We start from the raw sequence: 25704 nt of genomic DNA, 5'->3' as shown, positions 1-25704 counted from the left end.
TCGCGCCGTTGATCATGAAGTTGTTGTCACCGCCATCGGCGTGGCATGACAACAACTTCATGATCAACCCGGGTGGTCGGGGGTCGGGGGGTTGGGTGGGGTTAGCGGCGGGGGGAGCCGGCGGAGCGGTAGTGGGTCTTTTCGGCGGCGGCGAGGCTGAAGGTCTCGCGGCGCTCGGGGAGGGGAGCCACCACCAGGCCGGGGCGGTCGACCAGGCGGATCGTGTTAGGTGGCACCGAGAGCGCGGTGTCCTTGGTGGCGCGCCAGCTCAGCACGACCAGCGGCTGATCCGGCACCGGCAGCTCGTAGACCTGCAACGGGTTCGTCCGGTCGGCGGGGGAGAGCACCACCGCGCCGTCGTCGGCGGGCCGGTACACCACCGCGCTCATCGTGCCCTCGGCGCTCTCCCAGGTGAGCTGCTCCAACTCGGCCGGCTCGCCTCCGTCGAGCGACAACTCGCCGAGGGTACGCACGGCGAGTTTCGCCATCGGCCAGGACGCCGGCACCGACTGCGGGACGTCCCGGTCGCCGACCCGCCGGTCGATGCTGCCGAACGGGCCGTCCTCGTCGGCCAGCAGACAGGTGTCGAGGCCGGTCAGGGCGCGTCGGCCGGAGCCGCTCTCGTCGCGGACCAGCGGATATCGCGGGGCGGTGATGCCGGTGCCGAGGTCGAGCAGCCGGTCGGTGGCCCGGCCCCGAGGCAACGACTCGGTGGAGCGCAGGGTGGCGGTGACGGTCACCGCGCGACACCGGGGCACCTCGACGGGGTTGGTCAGGCCGTCGCGGTCGGAGACGATGCGACCGTTCGGCCCGACCAGCCGCCGGACCCGTTCGGAGGTCAGGTAGCGCCGGCCGTCGGCGGACTGGACCGGCAACACGTCGGAGTAGACCAGGTAGCCGGGGTCGGTGTACTCGGTGGCGTGACTGACCGTGTAGCGGCCGCCGTCGCCGGTGAGCTGGAGCAGCCAGGACGCGGCCTCGCCGGGTACCGAGGCGGCGACCAGGGCCAGCGGACGGCCGTCGACCTCACCGGAGAAGAGGATGCCGGAGGAGGGTACGTGCACCCGGTCGTCCACGGGCGAGCGCCAGTCGCGTACCGCCTCGGTGACGGCGGCGGTCGCCGTGGTGTCCTCGGCCAGGGAGCCGCGCGGCGGCCACACCGTCAGGGCGCCGTCCATGCTGTCGTAGCCGACCCGCAGGTCCCGTGCCTGACGCTCGGCGACCGGCCCGCAGGCGGTGACCGCGATCAGCAGGGTGGACAGGCCGGTGGCGGTCAAGCCGCGCCAACGGGCTGGAGCCACCTGTCACGCCCCCGATCGGATCGCGTCGTCGTGTCGGAGGGCAATAGTACGAGATGTCCCGCCGATGCTTCGGGGCACCGTACGCTGCGTCGCGCGGTCACCACACCGGCCACAGGGGACACCGCGTCTGACTTGGGGCACTTTCCCCACTCGGGTAGACTCCGCCGACTGTGACGCCTGCCGAGACCCGCGCCGCCGCGCTGCCGAGATCCGCCGACGTCGCCGACTCTCCGTCCGAAGTTGTCACCGTGGGTGACGAGGTGCGCAACGACGCCGACGCGGCCATCGCGCGCACACTGGGGACCGCACCCATCGTCGAGCCGGCCACGGTCCAGGCCGTGGCGATCGACGCCACCGAGGCACCCGCCACCGAGGGCGGGGCGGACCGGCAGTTGCCGGAGACCGCGCCGGCCGACGGTACGCGGGGTGCCGACGGCGTCGAGGCCGCTCCGGACCGCCGACGCCGGTTCCGGTGGACTCCCCGGCGACGGGATCTCGCCGTCTTCGGCGGGTTCCTGGTGACCGCGCTCTGGGTGACCAGCCAGATCTGGATGGACCCGGCCGGGCGGGTGGCCTCGCTCTACAGCAGCGACCCGGCCCAGGTGCAGTTCTTCCTCGCCCACTCGGTACGAGTGGTCCTGCACGGTGAGTTCCCCTTCTTCACCGAGCAGTTCAACTACCCCGACGGGGTCAACCTGATGGCCAACACGGCCATCCTCGCCCTGGGCATCCCGATGGTGCCGGTGACCCTGCTGTTCGGACCGGCCGTGACCTTCGTGCTGCTGGTCACGCTCGGTCTCGCCGGGACCGCCTCGGCCTGGTACTTCGTGCTGTCCCGGCACGTGGTGAGCAACCGGTTCGCCGCGGTGGTGGGCGGCTGGTTCTGCGGCTTCTCACCGGCGATGTTGTCGCACGCCAGCTGGCACCCGAACATCATCAGCCAGTTCCTGCTGCCGTTCATCGTGTGGCGGGTCATGGTGATCACGAGGTCGACCCGACCGTACCGGGACGGTGCGCTGCTGGCCCTGCTGGTCACCGTGCAGGCGTTCATCAACGAGGAGATCCTGCTCTTCACCGCGATGGGCTGCGGGATCTTCCTGATCGCGGTGCTCGTCCAGCGACCCGGGCTCTGGTCGGCGGCCTGGCGACCGTTGGCCAAGGCGCTGGCCACCTGCACGGTGATCGCCGGCGCACTGCTGGCGTACCCGCTGTACATCCAGTTCGCCGGCCCGATGGCGTATCACGGGCTCAGTGACGCCGTGCGTGACTACGGCAACGACATCGCCGCCTACTTCGCCCCGGGCTCACCCACCATCGGCGGCAACCAGCGGGCGAACGTCAACCTCGCGCCGAACTACTCGGAGGAGAACGCGTTCTTCGGGTGGAGTCTGGCGCTGATCGCCGTCGGGATCGTCCTCTGGCTCCGGCGGGAGGTGCTGGTCCGGGCGCTCGCCGCGACCGCCGCCTTCTACACCATCCTGTCCCTGGGCGAGCGGATCAGCTGGTGGGACCGGGAATTGGTCGTCGGTCCCTGGGAGTGGCTGGTCCGGCTGCCGCTGCTCGACGCGGTGGTGCCGACCCGATTCGGCATGATCACCAGCGTGGTGGTGGCGATCCTGCTGGCCCTGGCCATCGAGCGGACCAGCACGCTGTCCATGGACCGGCGGACGGTGCGTACGCTCACCGCCGCCGGTCTGGTGCTCGCGTTGCTGCCGATCACCCCCATGCCGCTGCCGATGACGTCCCGACCGCCGGTGCCGGATTTCATCACCTCCGACCGGTGGCGCGCCTACGTCGCGCCGGACCAGACCCTGGTGCCGATCCCGGTGCCGAGCATGGGCAACACCCACGGCATGCGCTGGGCCGCCGCCACCAACCTCGATTTCAAGATCCCCGGTGGCTACTTCCTCGCCCCCCGCAACGGCAACACCGGCGACCCCGGTCGCTTCGGTGGCCGACCCAGTGGCATCGGGAAGCTGCTGGAGGAGGTCGCCACCACCGGCCGGACCCCTGAGCTGACCGACCGCCAGCGGCGCCGGTCCCTGGACGAGCTGCGGTACTGGCGGGCGGCGATCCTGGTGCTGCCGGTCCGGCAGCCGCATTCGGAGTCACTGCGGCAGACCGTCGAGCAACTGGTCGGGCCGGCCCGGCTCGAACTGGACGTCTGGGTGTGGGACGTACGCTCGCTCACCGACCCTCGGGCCTGATGTCGCTCGGTACGCTCGACCGGGAGGCGCGGGCCCGCCCCCGACGCCGGTGGCGGCTCCGCCCGGGTACGCCTGGCCTGGTTGTGGTGGCCGGCTACCTGGCGCTGGCCGGCTGGCTGACCAGCCGGCAGTGGGGCCGACCGGACCGGCTCTTCCACCAGGCCGGGGACCAGATTCTCTTCGAGTGGATGCTGGCCCACGCCGCCCGGGTCGTGTCCGGCCGGGCGCATCCACTGTGGAGCGAAGCGCTGAACGTGCCCGACGGGGTGAACCTGATGGCCAACACCTCGGTGCTCGGCCTCGGCGTTCCGCTGGCCCCGGTCACCCTGCTGTTCGGCTCGCAGGTGGCGTTCGGGGTGGCGGTGATCGGGTGCCTGGCCGGTACGGCCACCGCCTGGTACGTACTGCTGCGCCGCCGGTTGGTTCAATCCCGGCTGGCCGCCGCGGTCGGCGGGCTGGTCTGCGGCTTCGCGCCCGGCATGGTCGCGCAGGCCGGATCGCACCTGCACATGGCCGCCCAGTTCCTGGTGCCGGTGATCCTGGCACTGGTGTTCGCCCCCGACCCCGCCGATGCGAACGCGTCCTCGTCGGGCACGTGGTCGCGGGTGTGGCGCCCCGGTGTGCTGCTCGGTCTGGTCGTGACGTACCAGGTCTTCCTCGGCGAGGAGGTGCTGCTCCTGGTGGCGCTCGCCGCCGGAGTCCTCGTCGTGGGGTACGCGCTGGCCGACCGGGCCGCCGCGCGCCGGCTCGCCCCGGCCACGGCCGGCCGGATCGCGGTCGGCGCGGTGGTGGCGGCGGCGCTGCTGGCCTACCCGCTGTGGTTCCAGTTCTTCGGCCCCGGCCACTACCGGGGGATGCCGTTCCACGCGTACGGCTTCCAGTTGGACGCCGCGTCGTTCACCGCCACCGCCCGGCAGACCGTCTTCGGTGACCACCGCCTGCCGGCCCTGTTGGCACCCAACGCCACCGAGGAGAACTCCTTCTTCGGGCCGGGTCTGCTGGTGCTGGCCCTGGTCGTGACGGTGTGGCTGTGGCATCGGCCGCTGGTCCGGGCGTTGGCCGGCTGCGCAGTGGTGTTCGCCCTGCTCTCCCTCGGCCCCCGGGTACGCCTCGACGGAGCGTTGACCGACCTGCCCGGCCCGTACCGGCTGATCGCCGAGCTGCCTCTGCTCGACCACGTGGTGCCGGCCCGGTTCGCGCTGGTCTGCGTGCCGGTGCTGGGCATCCTGCTCGCCCTCTCGGTGGACCGGGTGCGACGTCAGCCGGTCGGCACCGCGACGCGACCGGACGCGGTGCCGGTGCGGCTGCTCTGGGCCGGCGCGGTGGCCGCCGCGTTGCTGCCGCTGACCCCGACCCCGATCCGTACCGTCCCGGTCTGGCAGGTGCCGGCGTTCGTGGCGGAGGGCACCTGGCGGGCCTACGTGCCGGCGGGGCGGACCGTGGTGGCCGTGCCGCCGGTGACCAACGCGGGCCAGAGCCCGGCCATGCTCTGGTCCGCCCGCACCGACCTGGCCTTCACCGCACCGGGTGGATTCTTCATCGGCCCCCGTTCGCCGGACGATCCGGCGGCCCGGTGGGGCGCCCCGGACCGGCCCACGTCGCTGCTGCTGCGCCGGGTGGCCGACACCGGTGAGGTGCCGCCGATCAGCGACACCGACCGCCGGCAGGCGGTGGCAGATCTGAGGCACTGGCGGGCGGCCGTGGTGGTCCAGGGTGGGCTGCACCACGGTGACCCGGTGCGCCGGACGATGGAGGCGCTGCTCGGCCCCGCCCGAGAGATCGACGGTGCCCTCGTCTGGGATGTCCGGCCTCTCGTGGCCTGACGCGTCCGCCGGAGGCTGCGGCGGCAGGTGGCACACTCGTCGGGGTGAACGACGTGGCCGCATCGCCGGCGGAGGGCGAGCTGGAGAGTGTCAGTCTGGTGGAGCTCGCCGCCGCCCGGCTGACCCGGGAGATCCTCAGTGGCCGGAGTGATCCCGGCGAACGGCTGGTGGAGGAGCAACTGACCCGGCGGCTCGGAATCAGCCGCGCGCCGCTGCGTGAGGCGTTGCGGCTGCTGGCGCAGCGGGGTCTGGTCGAGCACGTCCCGCGCCGGGGGGTCCGGGTCGCGACCCTGTCCGATCGCGACGTGCGGGAGCTGTACGAGCTGCGTGACGTGCTGGAACGCTTCGCAGTGCGGTCGGCTGTCCCGGTGCGTCGGGACAGTGACCTCGCCGGACTGCGGGCGGCGCTGGACCAGATGCGGGGGGCGACCCGGGACGGCGATCGGCTCGCGGTCGCCGAGTCGCACCGGGCGTTCCACGTCGCGCTGGTGGCGCTGGCCGGCAATCGGCAGCTCTCGGCCGTGTACGACTCGATACTGGTGAAGTTGCAGCTGTACATGGCGATCAACCTGCGCCGCGAGGCGGAGGTGGCGCAGCCGCAGGACGGCGTCCACCGGCACGAGCGGCTCTTCGAGGCGGTCGCCGCCGGTGACCCGGAGCTGGTGCTCGCCGTGCTGTCCGAGCACGGGGCGCGCTCGTATCTCGGCTAGCCGCACCGGCTGGCCGTCATGCCGCCGTTACGTAGCGCGCGGTTTGCCGAAACACAACTGTCGACAATCGACTGTATGCCAGAGCGGATCGGATCGATCTCGGAGCTGCGGTCGGCGTACCGCCACGGCGGCCTGACCCCCACCGAACTGGCGGAACAGGTCCTGGCCGGGCTGTCCGGAGCGGACGGCGGGCCGGTCTGGATCACCACTGTGCCGGCCGGCCAGCTCCTCGCCCGCGCCGAGCGGCTGGCGGCCACCGCCGACCCCGCGACCCTGCCGCTGTACGGGATACCGTTCGCGGTCAAGGACAACATCGACGTCGCCGGCATGACCACCACCGCCGGCTGCCCCGACTTCGGGTACTCGGCCGTGGAGGACGCGCCCGTGGTGCGCCGGCTGCTCGACGCCGGTGCCCTGCTCGTCGGCAAGACCAACCTCGACCAGTTCGCCACCGGCCTGACCGGGTCGCGTTCGCCGTACGGCAGCTGCGCGAGCGTCTTCGGCGGCGGGTTGATCTCCGGCGGTTCCAGCTCCGGCTCGGCCGTGGCGGTCGCCGCCGGCCAGGTCAGCTTCGCCCTGGGCACGGACACGGCCGGCTCCGGCCGGGTTCCGGCGGCGCTGAACGGCATCGTTGGCCTCAAGCCCACCCGGGGCCTGCTCAGCACCGCCGGAGTGGTGCCCGCCTGCCGCTCGCTCGACTGCGTCTCGGTCTTCGCCACCGACGTCGCGGACGCGGTGGACGTGCTGCACGCCGCGCGCGGCGTCTCGGCGGCCGACCCGTGGGGGCGTCCGCTACCGGCGGAGCGGGTGGTGGCCCGCATGCCGGGCACGCTACGCCTCGGCGTGCCCCGCGCAGAAGACCTGGAGTTCTTCGGCGACGCCGGACAGGCGGTCCGGTTCGCCGCGGGCGTGCAGGCGCTACGGGGTCTGGTCGGCCAGGTCGGGTCGGTGCCGTTGCAGAGCTTCCTCGAGGCGGGCGAGCTGCTCTACCAGGGACCGTGGGTGGCCGAACGGCTCGCCGGGCTGGACGGCTTCCTGCGGGAACACCCCGAGGCGGTCCTGCCGGTGACCCGCGGCGTGCTGGAGACCGGCCGGCGCTACGACGCGATCGACGTCTTCCGGGGGCAGCACCGGTTGCGCGAGTTGCGGGCCCAGGTCGACCAGCTGTGGCACGAGGTCGACGTGCTGGTGGTGCCCACCGTCGGCACGACCTTCACGCTCGCCGAGGTCGCCGAGGACCCGATCGGCCGCAACACGGTGCTCGGCCGCTACACCCAGTTCGCCAACCTGCTCGACCAGGCGGCGGTGACCGTGCCCAACGGGTTCACCGCGGCCGGCCGGCCGGCGAGCCTGACCCTGCTCGGCCCCGCGTTCAGCGACACCACCCTGGCCCGACTCGCCGCCGCCTTCACCGCCGCCACCCGAGCCGTCCCCGAGGCCACCGCCCCCGTCGCCGCGCCGCCCGGGTCGGCGCAGGTGTTGATCGCCGTCGTCGGCCGGCACCTGGCCGGCGAGTCCCGCAACGCGGAGCTGACCGAGCGGGGCGCCACTCTCGCCGGTGCCGCCCGCACCGCGCCGCGTTACCGGCTCTACCGCCTGGAGACGGCCGACGGCGCAGGACTGCCCGGCCTGGTCCGGGTCGCCGACACCGACCCGGACGGCCATCCGATCGAGGTCGAGCTGTGGCGGCTGCCGGTGGCCGCCGTGGGTGAGTTGCTGGCCGGGGTGCCGGCCCCGCTGTCGCTGGGCTGGGTTCGGCTGCACGACGGGCGGGACGTGCTCGGTTTCCTCTGCGAGGCGTACGCGGTCGATTCGGGTGCCGAGGACATCAGCGCCGCCGGCGGGTGGCGGGCCTACCGCCGGGCCGCGGCGCAGCGGAGTTGACAACCGGAGGAGGAGAGGATGGGCAGCATCGGGCCGGTAACGGCGAACCCCTACCCGTGGCCGTACGACGGCATGGCCGACACCGCGCGTACCGCACTGCTCTGCATCGACTGGCAGACCGACTTCTGCGGCCCGGGCGGCTACGTCGACGCGATGGGCTACGACATCGGCCTCACCCGGGCGGGGCTGCCGGCCACCGCCCGGCTGCTGGAGCACGCCCGGTCGCTCGGCATGCTCGTGGTGCACACCCGGGAGGGCCACGACCCCGACCTGTCCGACCTGCCGGCGAACAAGCGCTGGCGGTCGGCGCAGATCGGCGCCGAGATCGGCGGGGCGGGCCCGTGCGGACGGATCCTGGTCAAGGGCGAGCCCGGTTGGGAGATCGTGCCCGAGGTCGCCCCGGCGCCCGGCGAGGTGATCGTCGACAAGCCCGGCAAGGGCGCCTTCTACGCCACCAATCTCGACCTGGTGCTGCGTACCCGGGGCATCACCCACCTGATCCTCACCGGCATCACCACCGACGTCTGCGTGCACACCACGATGCGCGAGGCGAACGACCGGGGCTACGAGTGCCTGATCCTCGCCGACTGCACCGGTGCCACCGACAAGGACAACCACGACGCCGCGCTGCACATGGTGACCATGCAGGGCGGCGTGTTCGGCTGCGTCGCCACCTCCGACGCCGTCATCGCCGCCACGACCATGTGAGGTGAGCCATGTTGACAGTTGCCGCGGCGCGGCCCTTCCCGTACACCTTCGACCCTGCGACCACCGCGCTGCTCGTCATCGACATGCAACGCGACTTCCTGGAGCCCGGCGGCTTCGGCGAGAGCTTGGGCAACGACGTCGGCCAGCTGCGGCGGACCATCGCGCCGCTGACGACGCTGCTGTCCGGTGCCCGGGCCGCCGGACTGACCATCGTGCACACCCGGGAGGGGCACCTGCCCGACCTCTCCGACTGCCCACCGGCCAAGCTCAACCGGGGCCTGCCGAGCAAGCGGATCGGTGACCCCGGGCCCAAGGGCCGCATCCTCGTGCGGGGTGAGTACGGCCACGACATCGTCGACGAGCTGGCGCCGCTGCCCGGCGAGCCGGTCATCGACAAGCCGGGCAAGGGCGCCTTCCACGCCACCGGGCTGGACGCCCTGCTCGCCGAGCGGACCATCCACAGCCTCCTGGTCACCGGGGTGACCACCGAGGTGTGCGTGCACACCACGGTCCGGGAGGCCAACGACCGTGGGTACGAGTGCCTCGTGCTCGCCGACTGTGTCGGGTCCTACTTCCCGGAGTTCCATCGGGTGGGGCTCGACATGATCGCCGCCCAGGGCGGCATCTTCGGGTGGGTCGCCGACTCGACCGACGTGCTCGCCGTGCTGCCCACCACCCCCGTGTTGCAATCCTCCTCCTGACCGGGAGCAGCCATGGTCCCCACCAGACCCTCCGTCGTGTCGCTGCCGTACTGGGTACGCGGCGACACCAACGCGTTCTTCGGTTTCGGCGTCAACGTCCTGGTAAATGTGCTAACCCTGACCGGGCTCTGCCTCTTCGTGGTGAACCTGCCGGAGCGGGAGGTGTTCGGCACGATCCTGCCGGCCCTCGGCATCGCCCTGGTCGCGGGCAACATCTACTACACCCACCTGGCCCGTCGGCTGGCCCGGCGGGAGAACCGCTCCGACGTGACCGCCCTGCCGTACGGGCCGAGCGTGCCGCACATGTTCATCGTCATCTTCGTCATCATGCTGCCCATCTACCTCAGCACCGGTGACCCGGTGCGCGCCTGGGAAGCCGGGCTGGCCTGGGCCTTCATCATCGGCGTGATCGTGCTGATCGGCGCGTTCGTCGGCCCGTACATCCGTCGCTACACGCCGCGCGCGGCGCTGCTCGGCACGCTCGCCGGCATCTCCATCACCTTCATCTCGATGAACCCGGCCGGCCAGATGTGGCGGCTGGCCTGGATCGCCCTGCCCGTCCTGGCGCTGCTGCTGATCGGCCTGCTGACCGACGTCAAACTGCCGTTCAACTTCCCGATCGGGCTGGCCGCCCTGCTGCTCGGTACGGCGATCGGCTGGCTCGGCGGGGCGATGTCGGTGCCGGACGTCACCGCGGCGGCCCGGGACATCGCGTTCGCCGTGCCCACCTTCCAGCTCGACCTGCTGCTGCGCGGGCTCTCCGACATGGCGCCGCTGCTGGCGACCGCGATCCCGCTGGGGGTCTACAACTTCACCGAGGCGATGACGAACGTGGAGAGCGCGGCCACCGCCGGGGACAACTACAACCTGCGCAGTGTGCTGCTCGCCGACGGTGCCGGCGCGGTCATCGGTTCCGCCCTCGGCTCGCCGTTTCCCCCGGCGGTATACGTCGGCCACCCGGGCTGGAAGGCCGCCGGTGGGCGTACCGGCTATTCGATGGCGACCGGGGTCGTCATCGCGCTGCTCTGCTTCCTCGGGATGTTCTCCCTGCTCGGCGCGATCTTCCCGACCGCGGCGATCGTGCCCATCCTGCTCTACATCGGGCTGCTGATCGGCGCCCAGGCGTTCCAGGCGACACCCCGGGCGCACGCCGCGGCGGTGGTCGCGGCCCTGATACCCAACATCGCGGCGTGGGCGACCGGGCAGATGAACAATGCCCTGGCGGCGGCCGGCACCACCGCCGCCGAGGTGGGCGACGAGGCCCTGGCCGGCGCCGGGGTGGTCTACGACGGCCTGCGGATCCTCGGCGAGGGGGCGATCCTCGCCGGTCTGGTGCTCGGCGCGATCGTCGCCTTCATCATCGACAAACGTTTCGTCCAGGCGGCCATCTTCGCCGCCTCGGGCGCGGTGCTCGCCTTCATCGGCCTGATCCACGGCGAGGAGGTGCAGTGGAACGCCAACGGACAGGTGGCGCTCGGCTACCTCTTCGTGGCGGTGATCTGCGCGATCTTCGCGCTCGGCAAGTACCCGCCCCGGGTGCCCGAGCCGGAGGAGGCCGAACTGGACCGCCTGCACGGCGGGGACACTCCGGCACCCGCGACTCCCGCCGGCACCGGCCCGGCGGTGGCCACCGGCGCGCCGGCCGGCGACGAGAAGCGCGAACCGGCGGTGAACAACTGAGCTCCGGCCGGGCGGCGGTGCGGCCCGCACCAGCCCGCCGCCGCCCGGCCGGGTGCGCCCACCCCACGTCCCACCCGCCGTCAGAAAGGACCCTCGCCGGATGGAGATCGACCGGACGGACGTGGTCGCCGAGGTGACGTCGGCCTTCGCCGGCTACGAGCGGGCGCTGGTGGCCGGCGACGTCGACCGGATCTGCGGATACTTCTGGGACTCCGGGGCCACCGTGCGCTTCGGCCTCGCCGACCACCAGTACGGGCTCGACGAGCAGCGCAAGTGGCGGGCCGGTCAACCACCGCTGCCGCCCGGCCGCCGGCTGGTCGACACGGTGGTCACCGCGTTCGGCGCGGACCTCGCCGTCGTCACGACCCGGTTCGGGTACGCCGGCGGCGCCACCACCGGCCGGCAGACCCAGACCTGGGTGCGCCTACCGGAGGGCTGGCGCATCGTCACCGCCCACGTCTCCGAGCCGCTGCCCGGCCCGCACCACCCCGCCGACCCGGGCTGATCCGCTCGCCGGGCCACCCGTGCCGACCAGCACTCCCGTCGTCAGAGCTGCGGAACTGCGTCGTCAGCGGGCTCGGCCGCCAGGAACGCCCTCGCCCGGCGCGCGTCGCGGACCACCGCGACGGCCGCGACCGCGAACCCCCCGGTGATGACGGCGGCGATGATGACGAAGGCCGGCGCCCACTGGAAGAATGCCTGCCCGACCTGCACCAGGCTCAGGGCAGCCATGGGCAGCAGGAAACCGGGCTGATCGACCATCTGCGCCGCGACCCGACGCAGCAGGCGCAGATCCTCGTCCAGGTACGGGGCGTCACCACGTACCTGCCGGACCAGCTGCCGGCGGCGCGACCAGCTCTGCGCCCACAGCACCGAGCGGGCGTTGCGGCGGTAGTAGCCGCTGCGGACCAGCCACCAGAAGCCGCCCACCGCGAAGACCAGCCCGCCGACGGTGAACACCGCGCCGAGGACCTGCGCCCAGCCCGGCGGGCCACCGTCCCAGAAATCGGAGTCCACGGCGACGACACCGGACGCCGCGAGAGCGGCACCCAAGACCAAGGAGGCGACCATCGTTGCGACCACCACCAGCAGAAAGCGGCGGCGTCCCCGCCGCACCCGCTGCTGCGTCGATCCGTCTTGACTCATCCCGCACCCCGTCCACTCTCGACGGTTGATACCCGTGCGGTGGTCGCGTCACACCCGGTCGCGTACGTCCCAGAGCCAGACGTCGTCGACCCGCTGTGGCTCGCCCAGCAGGGCGGTCAGCAGTTCCCGCAGCACCGGCTCGCGGGGATGCGCGCCGAGCACCACCACCGACGCCCGCCAGAAGCGCAGGTCCGCCACCGCCTGCCGACGGTTCTCGTCGCTGATCTCGGGCAGCTCACCGGCGTCCATGGTCTGGTAGATGAGGGTGCTGGTGGGCCGGTTCGGCGCGCCGAAGACACCCTCGCCGTCCTCGTTCGGGCCGATGAAGTAGCCGGCCGGGATCGGGAAGTCGTGCCCGGTCAGCGCGCTCCACCGCAGCGTGGACAGGCCGTGCACGTTGCTGGGGATGGGCACCGGCACCAGTGTGCGACCGTCCGGCACGTACGGTCGCCAGGCCCCCGAGGTGATGAAGGTCGGCGGCGCGTCGATCGGCTCGGCCGGCAGCGGACGGGGCAGCAGCGGCAGCAGGGCGAGAGTGATCGCGGCGTACCCGACGACGTGCTGCCAGCGCAGCCGCCGCCGGTCGGTGGCCACGGACTGCGGGGCCCGGGGAGCCGGCACCGGTGACCGGTGGCTGCCGGCCACCGCGTCCCAGGCCAGTGCCAGCAGCACGCCGAGCGCGGCGGTGGTCACCAGGGTCAGCCGGGTCGGCATCATCATCTCGACGAGTGGCAGGTCCGCCGGGATGTACGACCACGGGCCGGCGATCCCGGTCAGTTCGCCGTTGAACCGGATCTCCGGGCCGAGCGCGGCGACCGAGAAGACCACCACCAGCACGGCCAGGATCCGGGCCACCAGCGAGCGGCGGACCAGCAGGACCAGGGCCACCACCGACAGCAGCACCAGCGGCCAGCCGAACCAGGTGTTCTGCTCGGTCATGCCGATGGTCGCCTCCACCGCCTCGTCACCGGCGATGGTGTCGCGGGGGAAGGTGACGAAGGCGACGACGTCCTCGCCCCAGCTGTGGAACACCCCGCCCTGCAGCCCCCGGTAGGACTGCGGGCCGTTGAACTGGAACCAGATCGGGTAGGCGGTCAGCAGCAGCGCCACCGCACCGCCGAGACCCAGTCCGGCCGCGAACGTGCCGGCCCGCGCCCACGCCACGCGCGGACGCATCGCCGCGTACGCGATCACGACGACCAGGCAGGCCAGCGCCGTGAGCAGCAGCATCTCCTCGTTGATGAAGATCTGGTACGCGACCAGGAGCCCCAGCACCAGCCCGTTGCGCCGCCACCGGCCCGGCTCGACCAGCCGGAACACCCGCACCACGATCAGTGGCAGCAGGAAGTTGGAGACGAAGTTGGGCTGGCCGTTGGCGTGGTGCACGATGCCGGGCGCGAAGCCCAGGAAGGCGCCGCCCACGAAGGCCGCCGCCCGGGAGCGCACCAGGTGTCGCGACAGCATCCAGTACGAGGTGCCGGCGGTGGCGGCCAACGCCCCACCCAGGTAGAGCGCGTAGACCACCTGGGGACCGAGCAGCATGGTCAGCGGCGCCAACGGCAGCGTCACCCCGAGCAGCGAGGTGTTGGCCATCATGTTCACCCCGTCCGGGGCGTTCTGCCGGGCGGTGAAGAGCGGATTCTCCAGGTGCTGCACCGAGTACGCACCGTGTGCGAACAGCCACTCGAACCAGCTGTGGTCGGTGGGCAGGTGCGACGAGACCCGGTTGTTCACGTCCGCCCAGTAGTTCAGGCAGACGACGACGCCGAGCAGCACGTAGGCTCCGATGGCCAGCACGTCGGCGCGTGTCAGTCGTCGCCGGGGACGTGTTGTCGTTGATCGCGTCTCGACGGTCTCGGAGACGGGGTTCAGCGAGGGATTCACCACCGGCACAGCCACGACGGGCCATCGTACAGGCGGAACCACGCCAACCCGCCGCGCGTCCGGTGTGTGTCAGGGGAGGACAGGCGTGACGTTGATCGACCTCGGTGAGCTGACCGAGCAGACCGATCCGCCAGTGTCACGCCGTCGGTCCGGGCCGGGTGGCCGCCGGCTGGCGATCGTGGTGGTGGCACTCGTCGCGCTGCTGACCCTGGCGGGCGGCGCACCGCCGGCCGGGCGGATCCACGCGATCGTGCCCGCGGCCCTGGGCAGCGATCTGTTCATCGCCGCCGGTCTGGTCTTCACCGTCTCCCCGGTGCCCGAGGCGACCGACGGCAGCCAGGAACTGCTCGCCTATCCGCGTCCCGATCGGCCCACCGACGCCCCGCAGCGGCTGACACCGCTGTGGCGGGTGCCCGTGCCGTTGGGCAACCGGGTCTACCGGGTACATCCGGTCGCCGACGCCGGGGTCCTGGTCGCCATGGGCCGGCAGGACGCCGGCACCAGCCAGACGCTGCGACTGGACGCCCACACCGGCGAGGAACGCTGGCGGGTACCCGGCATCGCGGTTCTCGACCTGCCCGGCCGGGCGCTGCTGCGTACCTTCACCGACAGCGAGCCGAACGTGCTGAGGGTGATCGAGCTGGCCGACGCCCGTGAGGTGTGGTCCATGTCGTTGTCGGCGGCCAGCGTCGACTACCGGCAGCGGGACGACGGAACGCTCGACGGCATCGTGGTGGCCACGGTCGACGGCGAGGTCCAGGTGATCGACCCGACGACCGGGACGGTGCGGCACCGCCTGGCACCGTCCGCCGACCACGCGAGCGGCTACCAGCAGGCGTGGGTGACCGGCGACCTGGTGACGGTGGTACGCAACTCCAGCAGTATCACCGCGCTCAGCGTCGACGGCCTGGCCCAGCGCTGGCAGGTGACCGTGCCGACGGCGACCTACGTCACCGGCTGCGGGCCACTGCTCTGCGCCGGGCTGGCCGGCGGCGGGTTGCAGGTCCTCGACCCGGCCACCGGGGCGCTGCGCTGGAGCAGTGACGACATTCTCGATCTCGTGCTGGTCGACGAGCACAACGTCCTCGCGGTGGCGCGGAACACCAACGAGATGCTCACCCTCGACCTGGACACCGGCGCGACCCTGACCGAGCACGGTTCGTGGAACATGGTGGCCCGCTACGAGTACACGCCGCAGGTGCTCGTGGTGCGTCCGGTGGCCGAGGTGGGGCTGGTGCTGGCCCGGCTCGATCCCACCGGGGCACCGGCCCGCCGGCTCGACCTGCTGCCCGACGCCGGCGGTGACTGCCAGAGCCGGTACGACCTGCTCGGCTGCCGCCTGCGCGACGGTGGCTACGGCATCTGGCAACTGCCCGACTGATCCCGTGCCGGGCGACCGGCTCGCGCCTGCGTCCCGGCCGGTGTGCCGGGCACCCGTCCCGGGCGGCTTGGTCGGCGGCGTTACGTTGTCGGTGGTCGGCGGGCGGAAAAGGGGCGGGCATGCGGGTACTGGTGGTCGAGGACGAGCGCAACCTCGCCGACGCGATAGCGCGGGGGCTGCGCAAGCGGGGCATGGCGGTGGACGTCGCGTACGACGGCGACAGCGGCCACGAGATGGCCTTCGTGACCCGGTACGACGTGGTGGTGCTCGACCGTGACCTGCCCGGCCGGCACGGCGACCAGATCTGCGCGGAGCTGGCCGCGTCCGGTGAACTGACCCGGGTGCTGATGTTGACCGCCAGCGGCACGGTCGCCGACCGGGTCGAGGGTCTGCAACTGGGTGCCGACGACTATCTGCCGAAGCCGTTCGCCTTCGACGAACTGGTCGCCCGGGTGCAGGCACTGGGCCGTCGCGCCACCCCGGCGGCCCCGCCGGTGCTGGAGATCGCGGACCTGGTGGTGGACCCGGCCCGCCGCACCGCCACCCGGAACGGAGTGCCGGTCGAGTTGACCAACAAGGAGTTCGGCGTGCTCTGCGAGCTGCTCAAGGCCCGGGGTGCGGTGGTCTCCAGCGAGGAACTGCTGGAACGGGTCTGGGACGCCAACACCGATCCGTTCACCACGATCGTCCGGGTCACCGTGATGACGCTACGTCGCAAGCTCGGTGATCCACCGCTGATCGAGACCGTGGTCGGTGCCGGCTACCGGACGGCCGAGGTCGTGCAGTGACGGGCGCGGCCCGCCGGCTGCCCGCGCTGCGGCGACCCACCCTGCGGTTACGCCCCACGCTGCGGCTGCGGCTGACCCTGCTCAACGGCGTGCTGCTGGTCGGTGCCGGCGCGATCCTGGTGCTGCTGGCCTGGCTGCTGGTGCGGGACGCGTTGCGTCCCACCGACGAGCTGCTGCCCGGCACCACGGTGGTGCTCGCCGACGGGAGCACCCTGGAGGCCGCCGCATGGCAGCAGCGGCTCGTCGACGCGGCCTCCGGGGAACTGCTGGCCAAGGGGCTGGCCGCGCTGCTGGCGATCGGCATCGTCGGCGTGGTCGGGGCGTACGCGGTCGCCGGGCGCGCGTTGCGCCCGCTGCACCAGGTCACCGCCACCGCGCGCCGGCTCGGCGAAACCACCCTCGACCAGCGGATCGGCTACTCCGGGGCGGACGACGAGGTGGCCGAGCTGGCCGACACGTTCGACGCCATGCTGGACCGGATCGCCGCCGCCTTCGAGGCGCAGCGACGGTTCGTGGCCAACGCCTCGCACGAACTGCGTACGCCGCTGGCGGTCATGCGTACCGAAATCGACGTGACGCTCAGCGACGACGACGCGGACGCGGCCGAGTACCGCCGGATGGCGACGGTGGTCCGCGACGCCTCCGAGCGCGCCAACGGGCTGGTCGACGCGCTGCTGGTGCTGGCGCGCAGCGAGGCGCAGGCCGGCCAACGGCTCGGCCGGCGCAGCGAGTTCGACCTGGCCGCCGGCACCGTCAACGCGCTGTCCGCCGTACGCCGGGAGGTGGAGCGGATCAAGCTGGCGGTCCAGACGTCGCTGGAACCCGCACCGGTGGTGGGTGATCCCGGGCTGCTGGACCGGCTGGCCGGCAACCTGATCGAGAACGCGGTCCGCTACAACCACCTGCACGGCCGGCTCTGGGTACGGACCGGCTCGGACGGGCAGCGGTCCTGGCTGGTGGTGGGCAACACCGGCTTCGAGGTGGACCCGGCCGACGTGCCGGGGTTGTTCGAGCCCTTCCGGCGGGGCGGGCGGGAACGCACCGGGGCGCGCGGGTCGGGCCTCGGCCTGTCCATCGTGCGCGCGGTCTGCGACGCGCACTGCGGCACGGTGACCGCCATCGCGCAGCCCGGCGGCGGCCTGGAGGTGACCGTCAGCCTGCCGGCGGCCGAGGCCGCCCGCTGACCCGTCGCCGTCATCCGTGGACGCCGTCGGCGGGTAGCCGCAGCACCAACACGTCCATCGGCGTGCCCCACGGCAACATCGACCTCGCCACCTGCACCCACCCGGCTCGCTCGTACATGCCTCGGGCGGCCGACTCCGGGTTGGCTGCCAGGGTCGCGACCGGCTCCGGCCGCCCGTCGAGCAGTCGTCGCATCAGCTCAGCACCGACACCTCGGCCGCACAACCGCGGATGGACGATCCATTCCATGACCGCGAGCTTGTCGGCGGCGTGGATGTCGGTGGGCGGATTCCGGTCGGCGTTGCGCCACCACACCCCGGCCGGCATCGTCCATCCGTACGCCGCCCCGATCAACGCCCGACCCTGGTGGGCGGTGTGCAGGGTGAAGCCCCCGCGTTCGGCCTGCTCGGGTAGGCCGCCGCGGAAGCCGGCCACCTCGTCCGGCCCCTCTTCGTAGGGAGGTTCGGCGTACACCACCGCGTACAGGTCGGCGAGGGCCTCCACCAAAGCGCTGGTAAGGCTGGTGTGCCGGGCGTAGGCGATGGCCATGACGGGCAGCCTATGCGCCGACGCGGGCGGTCAATTCCCCGTACGCGGGCCGCCGCCGCTCACCTGCCGGAACGGCGTCCGCCACCTGCCTGGCCACGGTGAGCAGCAGTTCGTTGCGGTGCTCGGCCGGCAAGCCATCGAGCAGGTCGGCGGCCAACCGGACTGCTCACACCTTTCCGCACACGCAGGGTAGTCGGCAACCTACGTTCGGGTCCGCGCCGACTGGCCGGAACCGAAGGGGACGAAGCGCTACTCGTCGCTGACGTCGTGGTCGAGGCGGGTAGCTGCGGGCGTCCTCAGGGCTGCGGTGACCGGGCCAGCCGTACCTGGCATCCCCCGTCCGTGACGGTGCCGCACGGTCACCGCAGCCTCCCGACGACAGAAGGGGTGCGACGTGCCGGTAGACCTCGAGGTGCCGCCCGGCCAGGTGCTGCTCCTGCTGGCCGGTGAGTGGTATCCGGAGCCGGGCAGGGCCGCCGGGCGTTACGTCCTCGTGTCGGTGGTCGCGGTGAGCCGGTAGGTCACCGGCGGACTGGTCCTGACGCACGCGCACGCCTGCGACCACCGGCATCCCGACTGCGGACGCCATCACTGCTGGGAGGCGTACGTGCTCGTCGCCGCCATCAGGGCGTGCCTGGCCGGCGCGCGGTGACCGAGGGGGAGGCAGGCGATCGGCTGCGGTTCGTCGTCGCGACCGACCCTGACCGACACCACCCGGACCGCCCTTCCTGGGACTGCGCCGGGTGCGGCGACGCGTGGCCGTGCGGCACCGTCCGGGCTCACCTGCTGCACGCGTACGGTCCGGATGTGTCCGGCCTGTCCCTGGCGATGGCAGCCCACTATTACGACGCCATCGCCGACCTGACCGACGTGTCGCCGCAGGAACTGCACCTGCGGATCGTCGGCTGGGTGCGTCGCGGGCAGCCCATCGCGGCGCCCCGGTGCATGTGGGTGCGTGCCTCTTCGCCGCCACTCGGATAGGACTGTCACAAGTAACTGGCTGTGATACCAAAGATTCTTATTGCCCGGTTTGGGATGGAAGCTCCTTGCAGCTTGTAACTTGCATTGATCCGATTCAAGCACTGCTATAGCTTGTCGTGAAGCAACTATCGGCTGGACGAGCTGTTACGGGGAGCTTCGTGCGCTATGCCATTGTGTGCTGTCCATGAGGGCGGCTGCTGTCGGACTATTTTGTCTTCTCCTGAGTTTGTACGCCACGTGGGCGTTGATTCGGGCGTCTCGCAGAGTCGACCGCGATTTGCGCATTCTCGCGTCGCTGCCGCCGAGTCGGCGGGATGATCTGTCGCCTCATGAGGGTGATGAACTGAAGCAAGTCGCCTGATTCTATCTGCTGAGCGGTGCATTCCCAGTTCTGTGATGCGTCGCGCGGCATCGTGCGCTCTTTTGGCGATTTGCAGGTGATTTTTTGTTCGGCGGGATCGGCCCGCCGAATTTCATATTAGGAGGGTGTGTGTTATCTCGTCAGGTAAGTGTCGGGGTGGCGTCGGTTTTCATCGCCGCGTCGACCCTGGTTGCGCTGCCGGTGCAGGCTGCGCCGGAGGCTGCGGGTCCGCCGTCCGCCGGAATTGAGCCAGTGGTGTCGCCGCAGTCGGGGCCGAACGTGTGGCTGTTCGACTCCGCGTCCCAGCCGGCGGCGCGGGCGATGGTGGCGGGTGCCGCTCCGTCGGTGCCGAAGGGCACCGGGCCGGTGCGCAACGGTACGCAGTTGTCGTTCTCGTTGACCGACCGACTGCAGGCGAAGGTGAACGTCGGCTCCGGGAACCTGCTGCTGACCAGCACGGAGTTGACGCTGCCGGGGATCGCGGAGAACGTGACCCTCGGAGCGTCGTTCAACAGCCTGCTGTTGGGCAGCGACATCGCCAACGGGGCGCACGGCCCCGGGTGGCGGACCCGCTCCGGAGTGGACGTACGGCTGATCGAGGCCACCGACGACAACTCGGTCACCTACGTGGCCACCGACGGGGTGGTCGGGAAGTTCACCGCGTCGGGCTCGGGCTACACCTCGCCGGGTGAGTTCAAGGCAAAGCTGGCCCGCAACGGCACGGGCTGGAAGCTGACCGAGAACGACAGCGGCAAGGAGTTGTTCTTTACCTCCGACGGGACGCTGGACAAGACCGAGGACCGTAACGACAACGTGGTCGACTTCTCCTACAGCGGGGGGAAGATGTCGACAGTGACCTCGAACCGGGGCGTCGGGTCGGTGCGCACGGCAGCGGTGACCTACACCGGTGACCGGTTGACCCGTTACCGGCACACCGGCAGCGACGGCAACTGGCGAGACGTGTCCTACAGCTACGACGCCAACAACCGGCTCAAGACGATCCAGAGTGCGACCTGGCGCAAGGTGTCTTTCGAGTACGACACCGCCGGTGACCTGACGAAGATCCTCATGGAGGACGACACCTTCGTCACGATCACCTACGACGGGCAGCACCGGGTGACGTCGCTGACCCAGGTCACCGACAACGCCACGATGAAGGGCTCCACCACCCGCCTGGCCTACACCAGTTCCGCGGTCACCAACGTGGCTGACCCCCGGCAGGATCTGTCGCTGCCGGTCACCTCGGTGCCGCACACCACCTACGAACTGAACTCCAACAAGCGGGTCACGAAGGTCACCGACCCGGCCGGGAACAGCCGTAGCAAGACGTACACCCCGTTCAGCGACGTCGCGACGAGCGTCTCCGCCGAGGGCGGCACGACCACCAACACTCACGGCGCCAACAGCGGCCAGTCCCAGACGAAGTCCGAATCGCCCACCGGTGCCAGCGCGTCGGCCGCGTACGCGAACACGGCGACCTCGACGAATCCGACGGCGAACTTCCAGCCGTCGTCGTCAATCAATACGCAGGGCAACAGTTCCACCTACACGTACAACGGTGCCGGAAACAAGACCTCCAGCACGGATGCCCTCGCCGCCGAGGCGAAGGTCGACTACAACAGCGACGGCACCGTCAAGTCGTCCACCGACCCCGGAAACGGCACCAACTCCACGACCTACAGCTATGACAGCGACAAGCAACTCAAGACGATGACGCCGCCGACCGGAAACAACCTGTCGGCGAAGACGTTCACCTACGACACCTACGGCCGGTTGCGCACCGAGACCGCAGGGGGCTGCACCACCACCTACGAATACAGCCTCGACGACCGGTTGACGAAGACCAGCTATTCCGGCTGCGCCGCCACCGGGACGGTCACCTACGAGCACGGTGGCTCCGGGAACCTGCTGATCCGTACCGATGCCACGGGCACCACCATCTACCAGTACGACCAGCTCAACCGCCTGCGCAAGCGCACCGCCCCCGGCACCCCGGAGCAGACCTACCGCCCCGACGCCGCCGGCAACCTCGACGAACTCGTCGACGGGCGCGGCACCACGAAGTACTACTACAACACCCGGAACTGGCTGGTCCGGATGGACACCGCCGGGGGCACCCGCTACAACTTCGCCTACGACAAGGACGGCAACCGCACCAACATGTGGTTCGCCACCAACGACACCAACAGCACCTGGGCCCTGCGCGTCACCACCACGTACGACAAATCCGACCGGCCCAAGCGCATCACCGCCACCCGCAACTCAGGCACCCCGGCCACCGTCTTCGACGTGACCTACTGCTACGCGAAGTACGTCTCCGGGCAGCCCTGCTCCACCGCCAAGGCCGATGACACCGGTATACGGCAGTGGCAGAAGAACGAAGCCAGCGGGCAGGTCACCCAGTACACCTACGACAAGGGCGACCGACTCACCAAGGCCGCCAACCACCATGCCAAGACCTACGACTACACCTATGACACCAATGGCAACCGGGAGACCGTCAAGGTCGACGGCACCACCACCCAGACCCTGACCTACAACAGCGCCAACCAGGTCACCACCACCAACAACACCTACGACACCCGCGGCAACCAGACCCGGACCAGCACGCCGGCGGTCAGCGGCATCGGCTACAACGCCGCCCGGCAGATGACCACTGCCACCACCACCGGCACCACCACCTACGGCTACGCCGGCACCGACCAGGTCGAACTCACCCGCGCCGGTGGCATCAACCTGACCTACGGGTACGAAGACCAGCACGGCATGCCGTGGCTCCAGTCCTGGAAGAACGGCGTCAACCTGAACGCCTACGTCGAACGCGACGGCCTCGGCACCCCGCTCGGCCTGCGCATCGGCACCACCGACCACGCCTTCGTCCTCGACGGCCTCGGCTCCGTCGTCGCCGCCGTCAAAGCCGACGGCTCACTGTCCGCCAACTACACCTACGACCCGTACGGCAACACGCTGACCGCCTCGGAATCTGGCCTCGGGCAGGCCAACATCCTCCGATACGCTGGCGGCACCTACGATCCCGCAACCGGCTACACCAAGTTCGGCCAACGTTGGTACAACCCCACCCAAGGCCGCTTCACCCAGCAGGACAACCTCAGCTTCATCGGCAACCCGCAAAAGGGTAATCGGTACGCGTACGCTGGCTGCAACCCAACCAACAACATCGACCCTACCGGCCAAGATTGGTTACAGAACGCCTCGGATTTTTTGACCTTGGTGACCGCATGTGCCGGCGGATTCCAGATCGGGCTACAGCTATCTGTGTTCGTGCCATTGCCGGGAGCGCAGATTTGGCTACCGGCAGCGGGTTGCCTGATCAGTGGTATCTCGGCAATCGTCACGGGCGTCGACTTCCTTTCTCCCGACCCATCGGGTCCCCAGACCGGATAGATGGCTCGGGATCAAAGGGCAGTCCGCGCTGGCAAGGAAGAGGAAGTGATGAAAAACAGCTACGGGCCGGTTTGGCTATGGATCGTCCTGTCGGTCGCGTGCTTCTCAACTGGACTTTACGCATTCACAGTTGATCACCCTTACTTGTTCGGTCTTGCGCTTATTGCCGCACTTGCAGCGATCGTTATGGCTTACCGTGCCGCTAGTCGCCGTAGAGGCCTCGGCCTGGTCGGCCGAGAAGCGGGTCAAGCCGTGGACCTGACGAACAGGGTGGCGGTTGTTCTCGTGATCGCCTTCGGTCTCCTCGCTGTCGCCTCAAGCGTCTTCATGGTCGTGGCAGATGGCAACCTAAGCGCGTACATTCTCGGCGGCGCTGTTCTGGTTGTGGCGTTATTCGCAGTGATCACGGCGGTTACGGGAGAGAAGAAACCCTGACTGCGGTATGCAGAGCTGACTGCCGACCGGGCACCGTACCCGAGGGATCACGGTGCCCGGTCGGCAGCGCAGTTCGGTAGCCGCAGTTCGAAGGCGGAACATGGCGTCGCCAGGGATCAGTCGATAGTAGCCAAGCCCCGCGCCAGCACCGGCGAGGTGGTTTGCGGGCTGGCCTCAAGCGGGTAACGGAAGAAGCAGAGCGCGCATAGCAGCGGCAACTGATGCGTGGCGTGTAGACCGCCATCCGTCCGATGTTGGACGAGCCGTGGCTGTCGTCCTTATGTTGGGTCATAAGAAGAGGGAGCAGGGATGAAAGACACCTACTGGCCGGCCTGGTTCCAGGTTGCCCTTTCAGTTGTATGCTTTCTCGGGGGGATTTGGGCTATTTTTGCAGACCGGCCACTTCTCGCTGGTTTTGCAGCTTTGGCTGGTTTTGTAGGGCTTATCGGTGCCTGGCGTACTGCTCGCCGTCAGCCTCGAGTGGGTCGGTAGGTAGCTGCGGCTGACCCTGGTTTCGCGGAATGCCGGCATTTCTGCACCTCTGCTCTGGCTATTCTGATTCTGGTTCTAAAGAGGAGTCGCCGGCTTGAAATCCATTCTCACCTGGCTCTTGTGGACCACGTTAGGTGCGATGGCTGCTGTGACGCTCTCGCAGGTTCTAGCAGGTCTTGATCGTCCGCAGGAGCGTATACTGACGGCTTTTTCTGGCGGACTTTTCATTCTGTCGGCCGTATTGCTGCTAGCTAGGGGCAAACAGCGCCGAGGGTGAATGATTTCAGTCCTGGCCCCGGCGGTAGTGCGCGCCAATTTCTGGTCCTTGCCCTGATGTCGTCAATCGTTCGAGTCGGGCTGGTGGTCGCTCCGGGTTGCTCCCCGAGGCGTGGCAGTGCGATGATCACGAGGTCAGCCCGACCAGGGAGGGGGGTGCGTCGATGTTCATCATGATGCTGTCCGCGCCCCGCCTTGCCGGCTGACCGCTCATCCTCGCGGGGCACCCGTAGCGGGATCGCTGTCCCGCCACTCAGCGGACCAGACACGCCAGTTCTGACTGCCCCGACGTCCGTGCCCGCAGGGCCGCCTCCGACCCCGCCATGCCGTGTCGCGCCTCTCGTAGGCTCGCCGGCCCCGGCGGTGTCGGTTGGCGACCGGCAGGGCTGCGACGCCGGTGGCGAACACCACGAGGACGACACATGAGCGCACGGATTCACAACATCGGAATCGACTGTCACGACACGTACGCCCTGGCCGGTTTCTGGGCCCAGGTCTTCGAGTGCCCCCGCCAGCCGGACGACTTCCCGGGTGACCCGGAGGCCATGCTGCTGCCGCCGGGTGGTCCGGAGGTGCTGTTCCTGGCGGTGCCCGAGGGCAAGACGGTGAAGAACCGGCTGCACCTCGACCTGGAACCGACCGACCGGACCCGGGACGAGGAGGTCGAGCGGCTGCTCGGCATCGGGGCCCGGCACATCGCCGACCACATCGGGCCGACCGGTGCCGGTTGGGTGGTGCTCGCCGACCCGGAGGGCAACGAGTTCTGCGTACTGCGCAGCGCCGCCGAGAAGGCGGCGGCCCGGCAGTCGGCGGAGGAAGCCGCGACGGACGGCTGAGCGGAGCGACGCCGGGACATCGGAGCGGCGGGGTGCCGCCGCTCCGATGTCAGTCCGGCATACCGATCACCGGCCGATGCCGTCCAAGGCGGCGACGTCCTCGGCGGACAACGAGAGCCCCGCGCCGACGATGTTCTCCCGCAGGTGCGCCACCTTGGACGTGCCGGGAATCAGCAGGATGTTCGGTGCGCGCTGCACCAGCCAGGCGAGGGCGACGGACATCGGTGTCGAGCCCAGCCGGGCGGCTACCGCCGAGAGCGCCTCGGACTGCACCGGCGAGAAGCCGCCGAGCGGGAAGAACGGCACGTAGGCGATGCCGTTGGCGGCGAGCTGCTCGATGAGGTCGTCGTCGTGGCGGTGGGCGAGGTTGTACATGTTCTGCACGCACACCACCGGGGCGACGGCCCGGGCCTCGGCGACCTGTTCCGCGGTGACGTTGCTGACCCCGAGATGACGGATCAGGCCCTGCTGCTGGAGCGCGGCGAGGGTCTCGAACGCCTCGATGATCGAGCCGGGCTGGGGGCCTTCGGCATCACCCATCCGCATGTCGACCAGGTCGAGGGTGTCGACCCCGAGAGAGCGCAGGTTCTGGTGCACCTGCCGGCGCAGATCCTCGGGTCGGCGGGCCGTCGGCCAGCCGCCCTGTGCGTCCCGGTCCGCCCCCACCTTGGTGGCGATGAGCAACGACTCGGGATAGGGGTGCAACGCTTCGCGGATCAGTTCGTTGGTGACGTGCGGTCCGTAGGCGTCGCTGGTGTCGATGTGGGTGATGCCCCGGTCGACGGCTTCGCGCAGCACGGCCAGTGCCTCGTCACGGTCGGCGGGTGGCCCCATCACCCAGGGGCCGGCGAGTTGCATGGCGCCGTACCCGAACCGGGTGACGGTCCGGTCGCCGAGCATCCAGGCGCCGCCGGGAAGGGAAGGAGTAGGGGTGCTCATGGTGTGGCCCTCTTCGCTGCGGAGACGGTGGCATG

The 25704-nt window shown here is 70.4% G+C and carries 22 protein-coding genes; 16 read left to right on the top strand and 6 right to left on the bottom strand.

The window, feature by feature from the left end; all coding sequences use genetic code 11:
• Positions 1-101: 101 nt before the first annotated feature.
• A complete protein-coding gene (locus O7605_RS11775; RefSeq protein WP_269739226.1) occupies positions 102-1301 on the bottom strand; it encodes a hypothetical protein in 1200 nt (399 codons plus the stop codon).
• 392 nt (positions 1302-1693) lie between these two features.
• Between O7605_RS11775 and O7605_RS11770 the strand changes: the two genes are divergently transcribed.
• From O7605_RS11770 to O7605_RS11735, 8 genes are all read left to right on the top strand, one after another.
• Entirely contained in the window at positions 1694-3508 is a 1815-nt protein-coding gene (locus O7605_RS11770) for a hypothetical protein (RefSeq protein WP_269742606.1), read from the top strand.
• Positions 3508-5331 carry a hypothetical protein gene (locus O7605_RS11765; RefSeq protein ID WP_269739225.1) on the top strand — a complete coding sequence of 608 codons (1824 nt, stop codon included), beginning with the start codon at positions 3508-3510 and terminating at the stop codon, positions 5329-5331. The genes O7605_RS11770 and O7605_RS11765 overlap by 1 nt, the downstream gene beginning before the upstream one ends.
• 44 nt (positions 5332-5375) lie before the next feature.
• Positions 5376-6041, top strand: coding sequence for a GntR family transcriptional regulator (locus O7605_RS11760; protein ID WP_269739224.1), 666 nt, complete (start codon positions 5376-5378; stop codon positions 6039-6041).
• 75 nt (positions 6042-6116) lie between these two features.
• Positions 6117-7925, top strand: a complete 1809-nt coding sequence (gene atzF, locus O7605_RS11755; RefSeq protein ID WP_269739223.1) for an allophanate hydrolase — start codon at positions 6117-6119, stop codon at positions 7923-7925.
• Positions 7926-7943: 18 nt separating this feature from the next.
• Positions 7944-8633: a biuret amidohydrolase gene (gene biuH, locus O7605_RS11750; protein WP_269739222.1), complete on the top strand. Its 690-nt coding sequence runs from the start codon at positions 7944-7946 to the stop codon at positions 8631-8633.
• An 8-nt stretch (positions 8634-8641) separates the two neighbouring features.
• Complete coding sequence (locus tag O7605_RS11745) at positions 8642-9334, top strand: cysteine hydrolase family protein (protein WP_269739221.1); 693 nt, start codon at positions 8642-8644, stop codon at positions 9332-9334.
• Between the two features lie 12 nt (positions 9335-9346).
• Positions 9347-11014, top strand: a complete 1668-nt coding sequence (locus O7605_RS11740) for a regulator (protein ID WP_269739220.1) — start codon at positions 9347-9349, stop codon at positions 11012-11014.
• A gap of 100 nt (positions 11015-11114) precedes the next feature.
• The gene (locus O7605_RS11735) at positions 11115-11519 is read left to right on the top strand and encodes an AtzH-like domain-containing protein (RefSeq protein ID WP_269739219.1); all 405 of its coding nucleotides are present in this window, start codon (positions 11115-11117) and stop codon (positions 11517-11519) included.
• Positions 11520-11560: 41 nt separating this feature from the next.
• Here the strand turns inward: O7605_RS11735 and O7605_RS11730 are convergent, their stop codons facing one another.
• Both O7605_RS11730 and O7605_RS11725 read right to left on the bottom strand, forming a co-directional pair.
• Positions 11561-12160, bottom strand: coding sequence for a hypothetical protein (locus O7605_RS11730; RefSeq protein ID WP_269739218.1), 600 nt, complete (start codon positions 12158-12160; stop codon positions 11561-11563).
• 48 nt (positions 12161-12208) lie between these two features.
• Positions 12209-14047 (bottom strand): hypothetical protein, encoded by a 1839-nt coding sequence (locus O7605_RS11725; RefSeq protein ID WP_443083980.1) that lies wholly within the window; start codon positions 14045-14047, stop codon positions 12209-12211.
• An 82-nt stretch (positions 14048-14129) separates the two neighbouring features.
• On the opposite strand from O7605_RS11725, the gene O7605_RS11720 reads away from it, so the two are divergent.
• From O7605_RS11720 to O7605_RS11710, 3 genes are all read left to right on the top strand, one after another.
• Positions 14130-15425: an outer membrane protein assembly factor BamB family protein gene (locus O7605_RS11720; protein ID WP_269739216.1), complete on the top strand. Its 1296-nt coding sequence runs from the start codon at positions 14130-14132 to the stop codon at positions 15423-15425.
• 119 nt (positions 15426-15544) lie between these two features.
• The gene (locus tag O7605_RS11715; RefSeq protein ID WP_269739215.1) at positions 15545-16213 is read left to right on the top strand and encodes a response regulator transcription factor; all 669 of its coding nucleotides are present in this window, start codon (positions 15545-15547) and stop codon (positions 16211-16213) included.
• Positions 16210-17397 carry a sensor histidine kinase gene (locus tag O7605_RS11710; RefSeq protein ID WP_269739214.1) on the top strand — a complete coding sequence of 396 codons (1188 nt, stop codon included), beginning with the start codon at positions 16210-16212 and terminating at the stop codon, positions 17395-17397. Before O7605_RS11715 ends, O7605_RS11710 begins: the two co-directional genes overlap by 4 nt.
• 10 nt (positions 17398-17407) lie before the next feature.
• Here O7605_RS11710 and O7605_RS11705 read toward each other — a convergent pair whose 3' ends face one another.
• On the bottom strand, positions 17408-17944 hold the full coding sequence (locus O7605_RS11705) for a GNAT family N-acetyltransferase (RefSeq protein ID WP_269739213.1): 537 nt from the start codon (positions 17942-17944) through the stop codon (positions 17408-17410).
• A gap of 10 nt (positions 17945-17954) precedes the next feature.
• Positions 17955-18101, bottom strand: coding sequence for a hypothetical protein (locus tag O7605_RS11700; protein WP_269739212.1), 147 nt, complete (start codon positions 18099-18101; stop codon positions 17955-17957).
• Between the two features lie 237 nt (positions 18102-18338).
• Here O7605_RS11700 and O7605_RS11695 point away from each other — a divergent pair, with 237 nt between their 5' ends.
• The 5 genes from O7605_RS11695 (at position 18339) to O7605_RS11675 (ending at position 24730) form a co-directional block, all read left to right on the top strand.
• A complete protein-coding gene (locus tag O7605_RS11695; protein WP_269739211.1) occupies positions 18339-18464 on the top strand; it encodes a hypothetical protein in 126 nt (41 codons plus the stop codon).
• 110 nt (positions 18465-18574) lie between these two features.
• On the top strand, positions 18575-18925 hold the full coding sequence (locus tag O7605_RS11690) for a hypothetical protein (protein WP_269739210.1): 351 nt from the start codon (positions 18575-18577) through the stop codon (positions 18923-18925).
• A 517-nt stretch (positions 18926-19442) separates the two neighbouring features.
• Positions 19443-22691: an RHS repeat-associated core domain-containing protein gene (locus tag O7605_RS11685; RefSeq protein WP_269739209.1), complete on the top strand. Its 3249-nt coding sequence runs from the start codon at positions 19443-19445 to the stop codon at positions 22689-22691.
• Positions 22692-22739: 48 nt separating this feature from the next.
• Positions 22740-23126, top strand: coding sequence for a hypothetical protein (locus O7605_RS11680; RefSeq protein ID WP_269739208.1), 387 nt, complete (start codon positions 22740-22742; stop codon positions 23124-23126).
• A 1190-nt stretch (positions 23127-24316) separates the two neighbouring features.
• Positions 24317-24730 carry a VOC family protein gene (locus tag O7605_RS11675; RefSeq protein WP_269739206.1) on the top strand — a complete coding sequence of 138 codons (414 nt, stop codon included), beginning with the start codon at positions 24317-24319 and terminating at the stop codon, positions 24728-24730.
• Between the two features lie 66 nt (positions 24731-24796).
• Here the strand turns inward: O7605_RS11675 and O7605_RS11670 are convergent, their stop codons facing one another.
• Positions 24797-25669, bottom strand: coding sequence for an aldo/keto reductase family oxidoreductase (locus O7605_RS11670; protein ID WP_269739205.1), 873 nt, complete (start codon positions 25667-25669; stop codon positions 24797-24799).
• Positions 25670-25704: the final 35 nt, after the last annotated feature.

The organism is Verrucosispora sp. WMMA2121 (genome assembly GCF_027460185.1).
GTDB classification, from domain to species: domain Bacteria; phylum Actinomycetota; class Actinomycetes; order Mycobacteriales; family Micromonosporaceae; genus Micromonospora; species Micromonospora palythoicola.
Note: the sequence above shows the minus strand (reverse complement) of the source record. Positions and strands in the feature narration are given on the sequence as shown.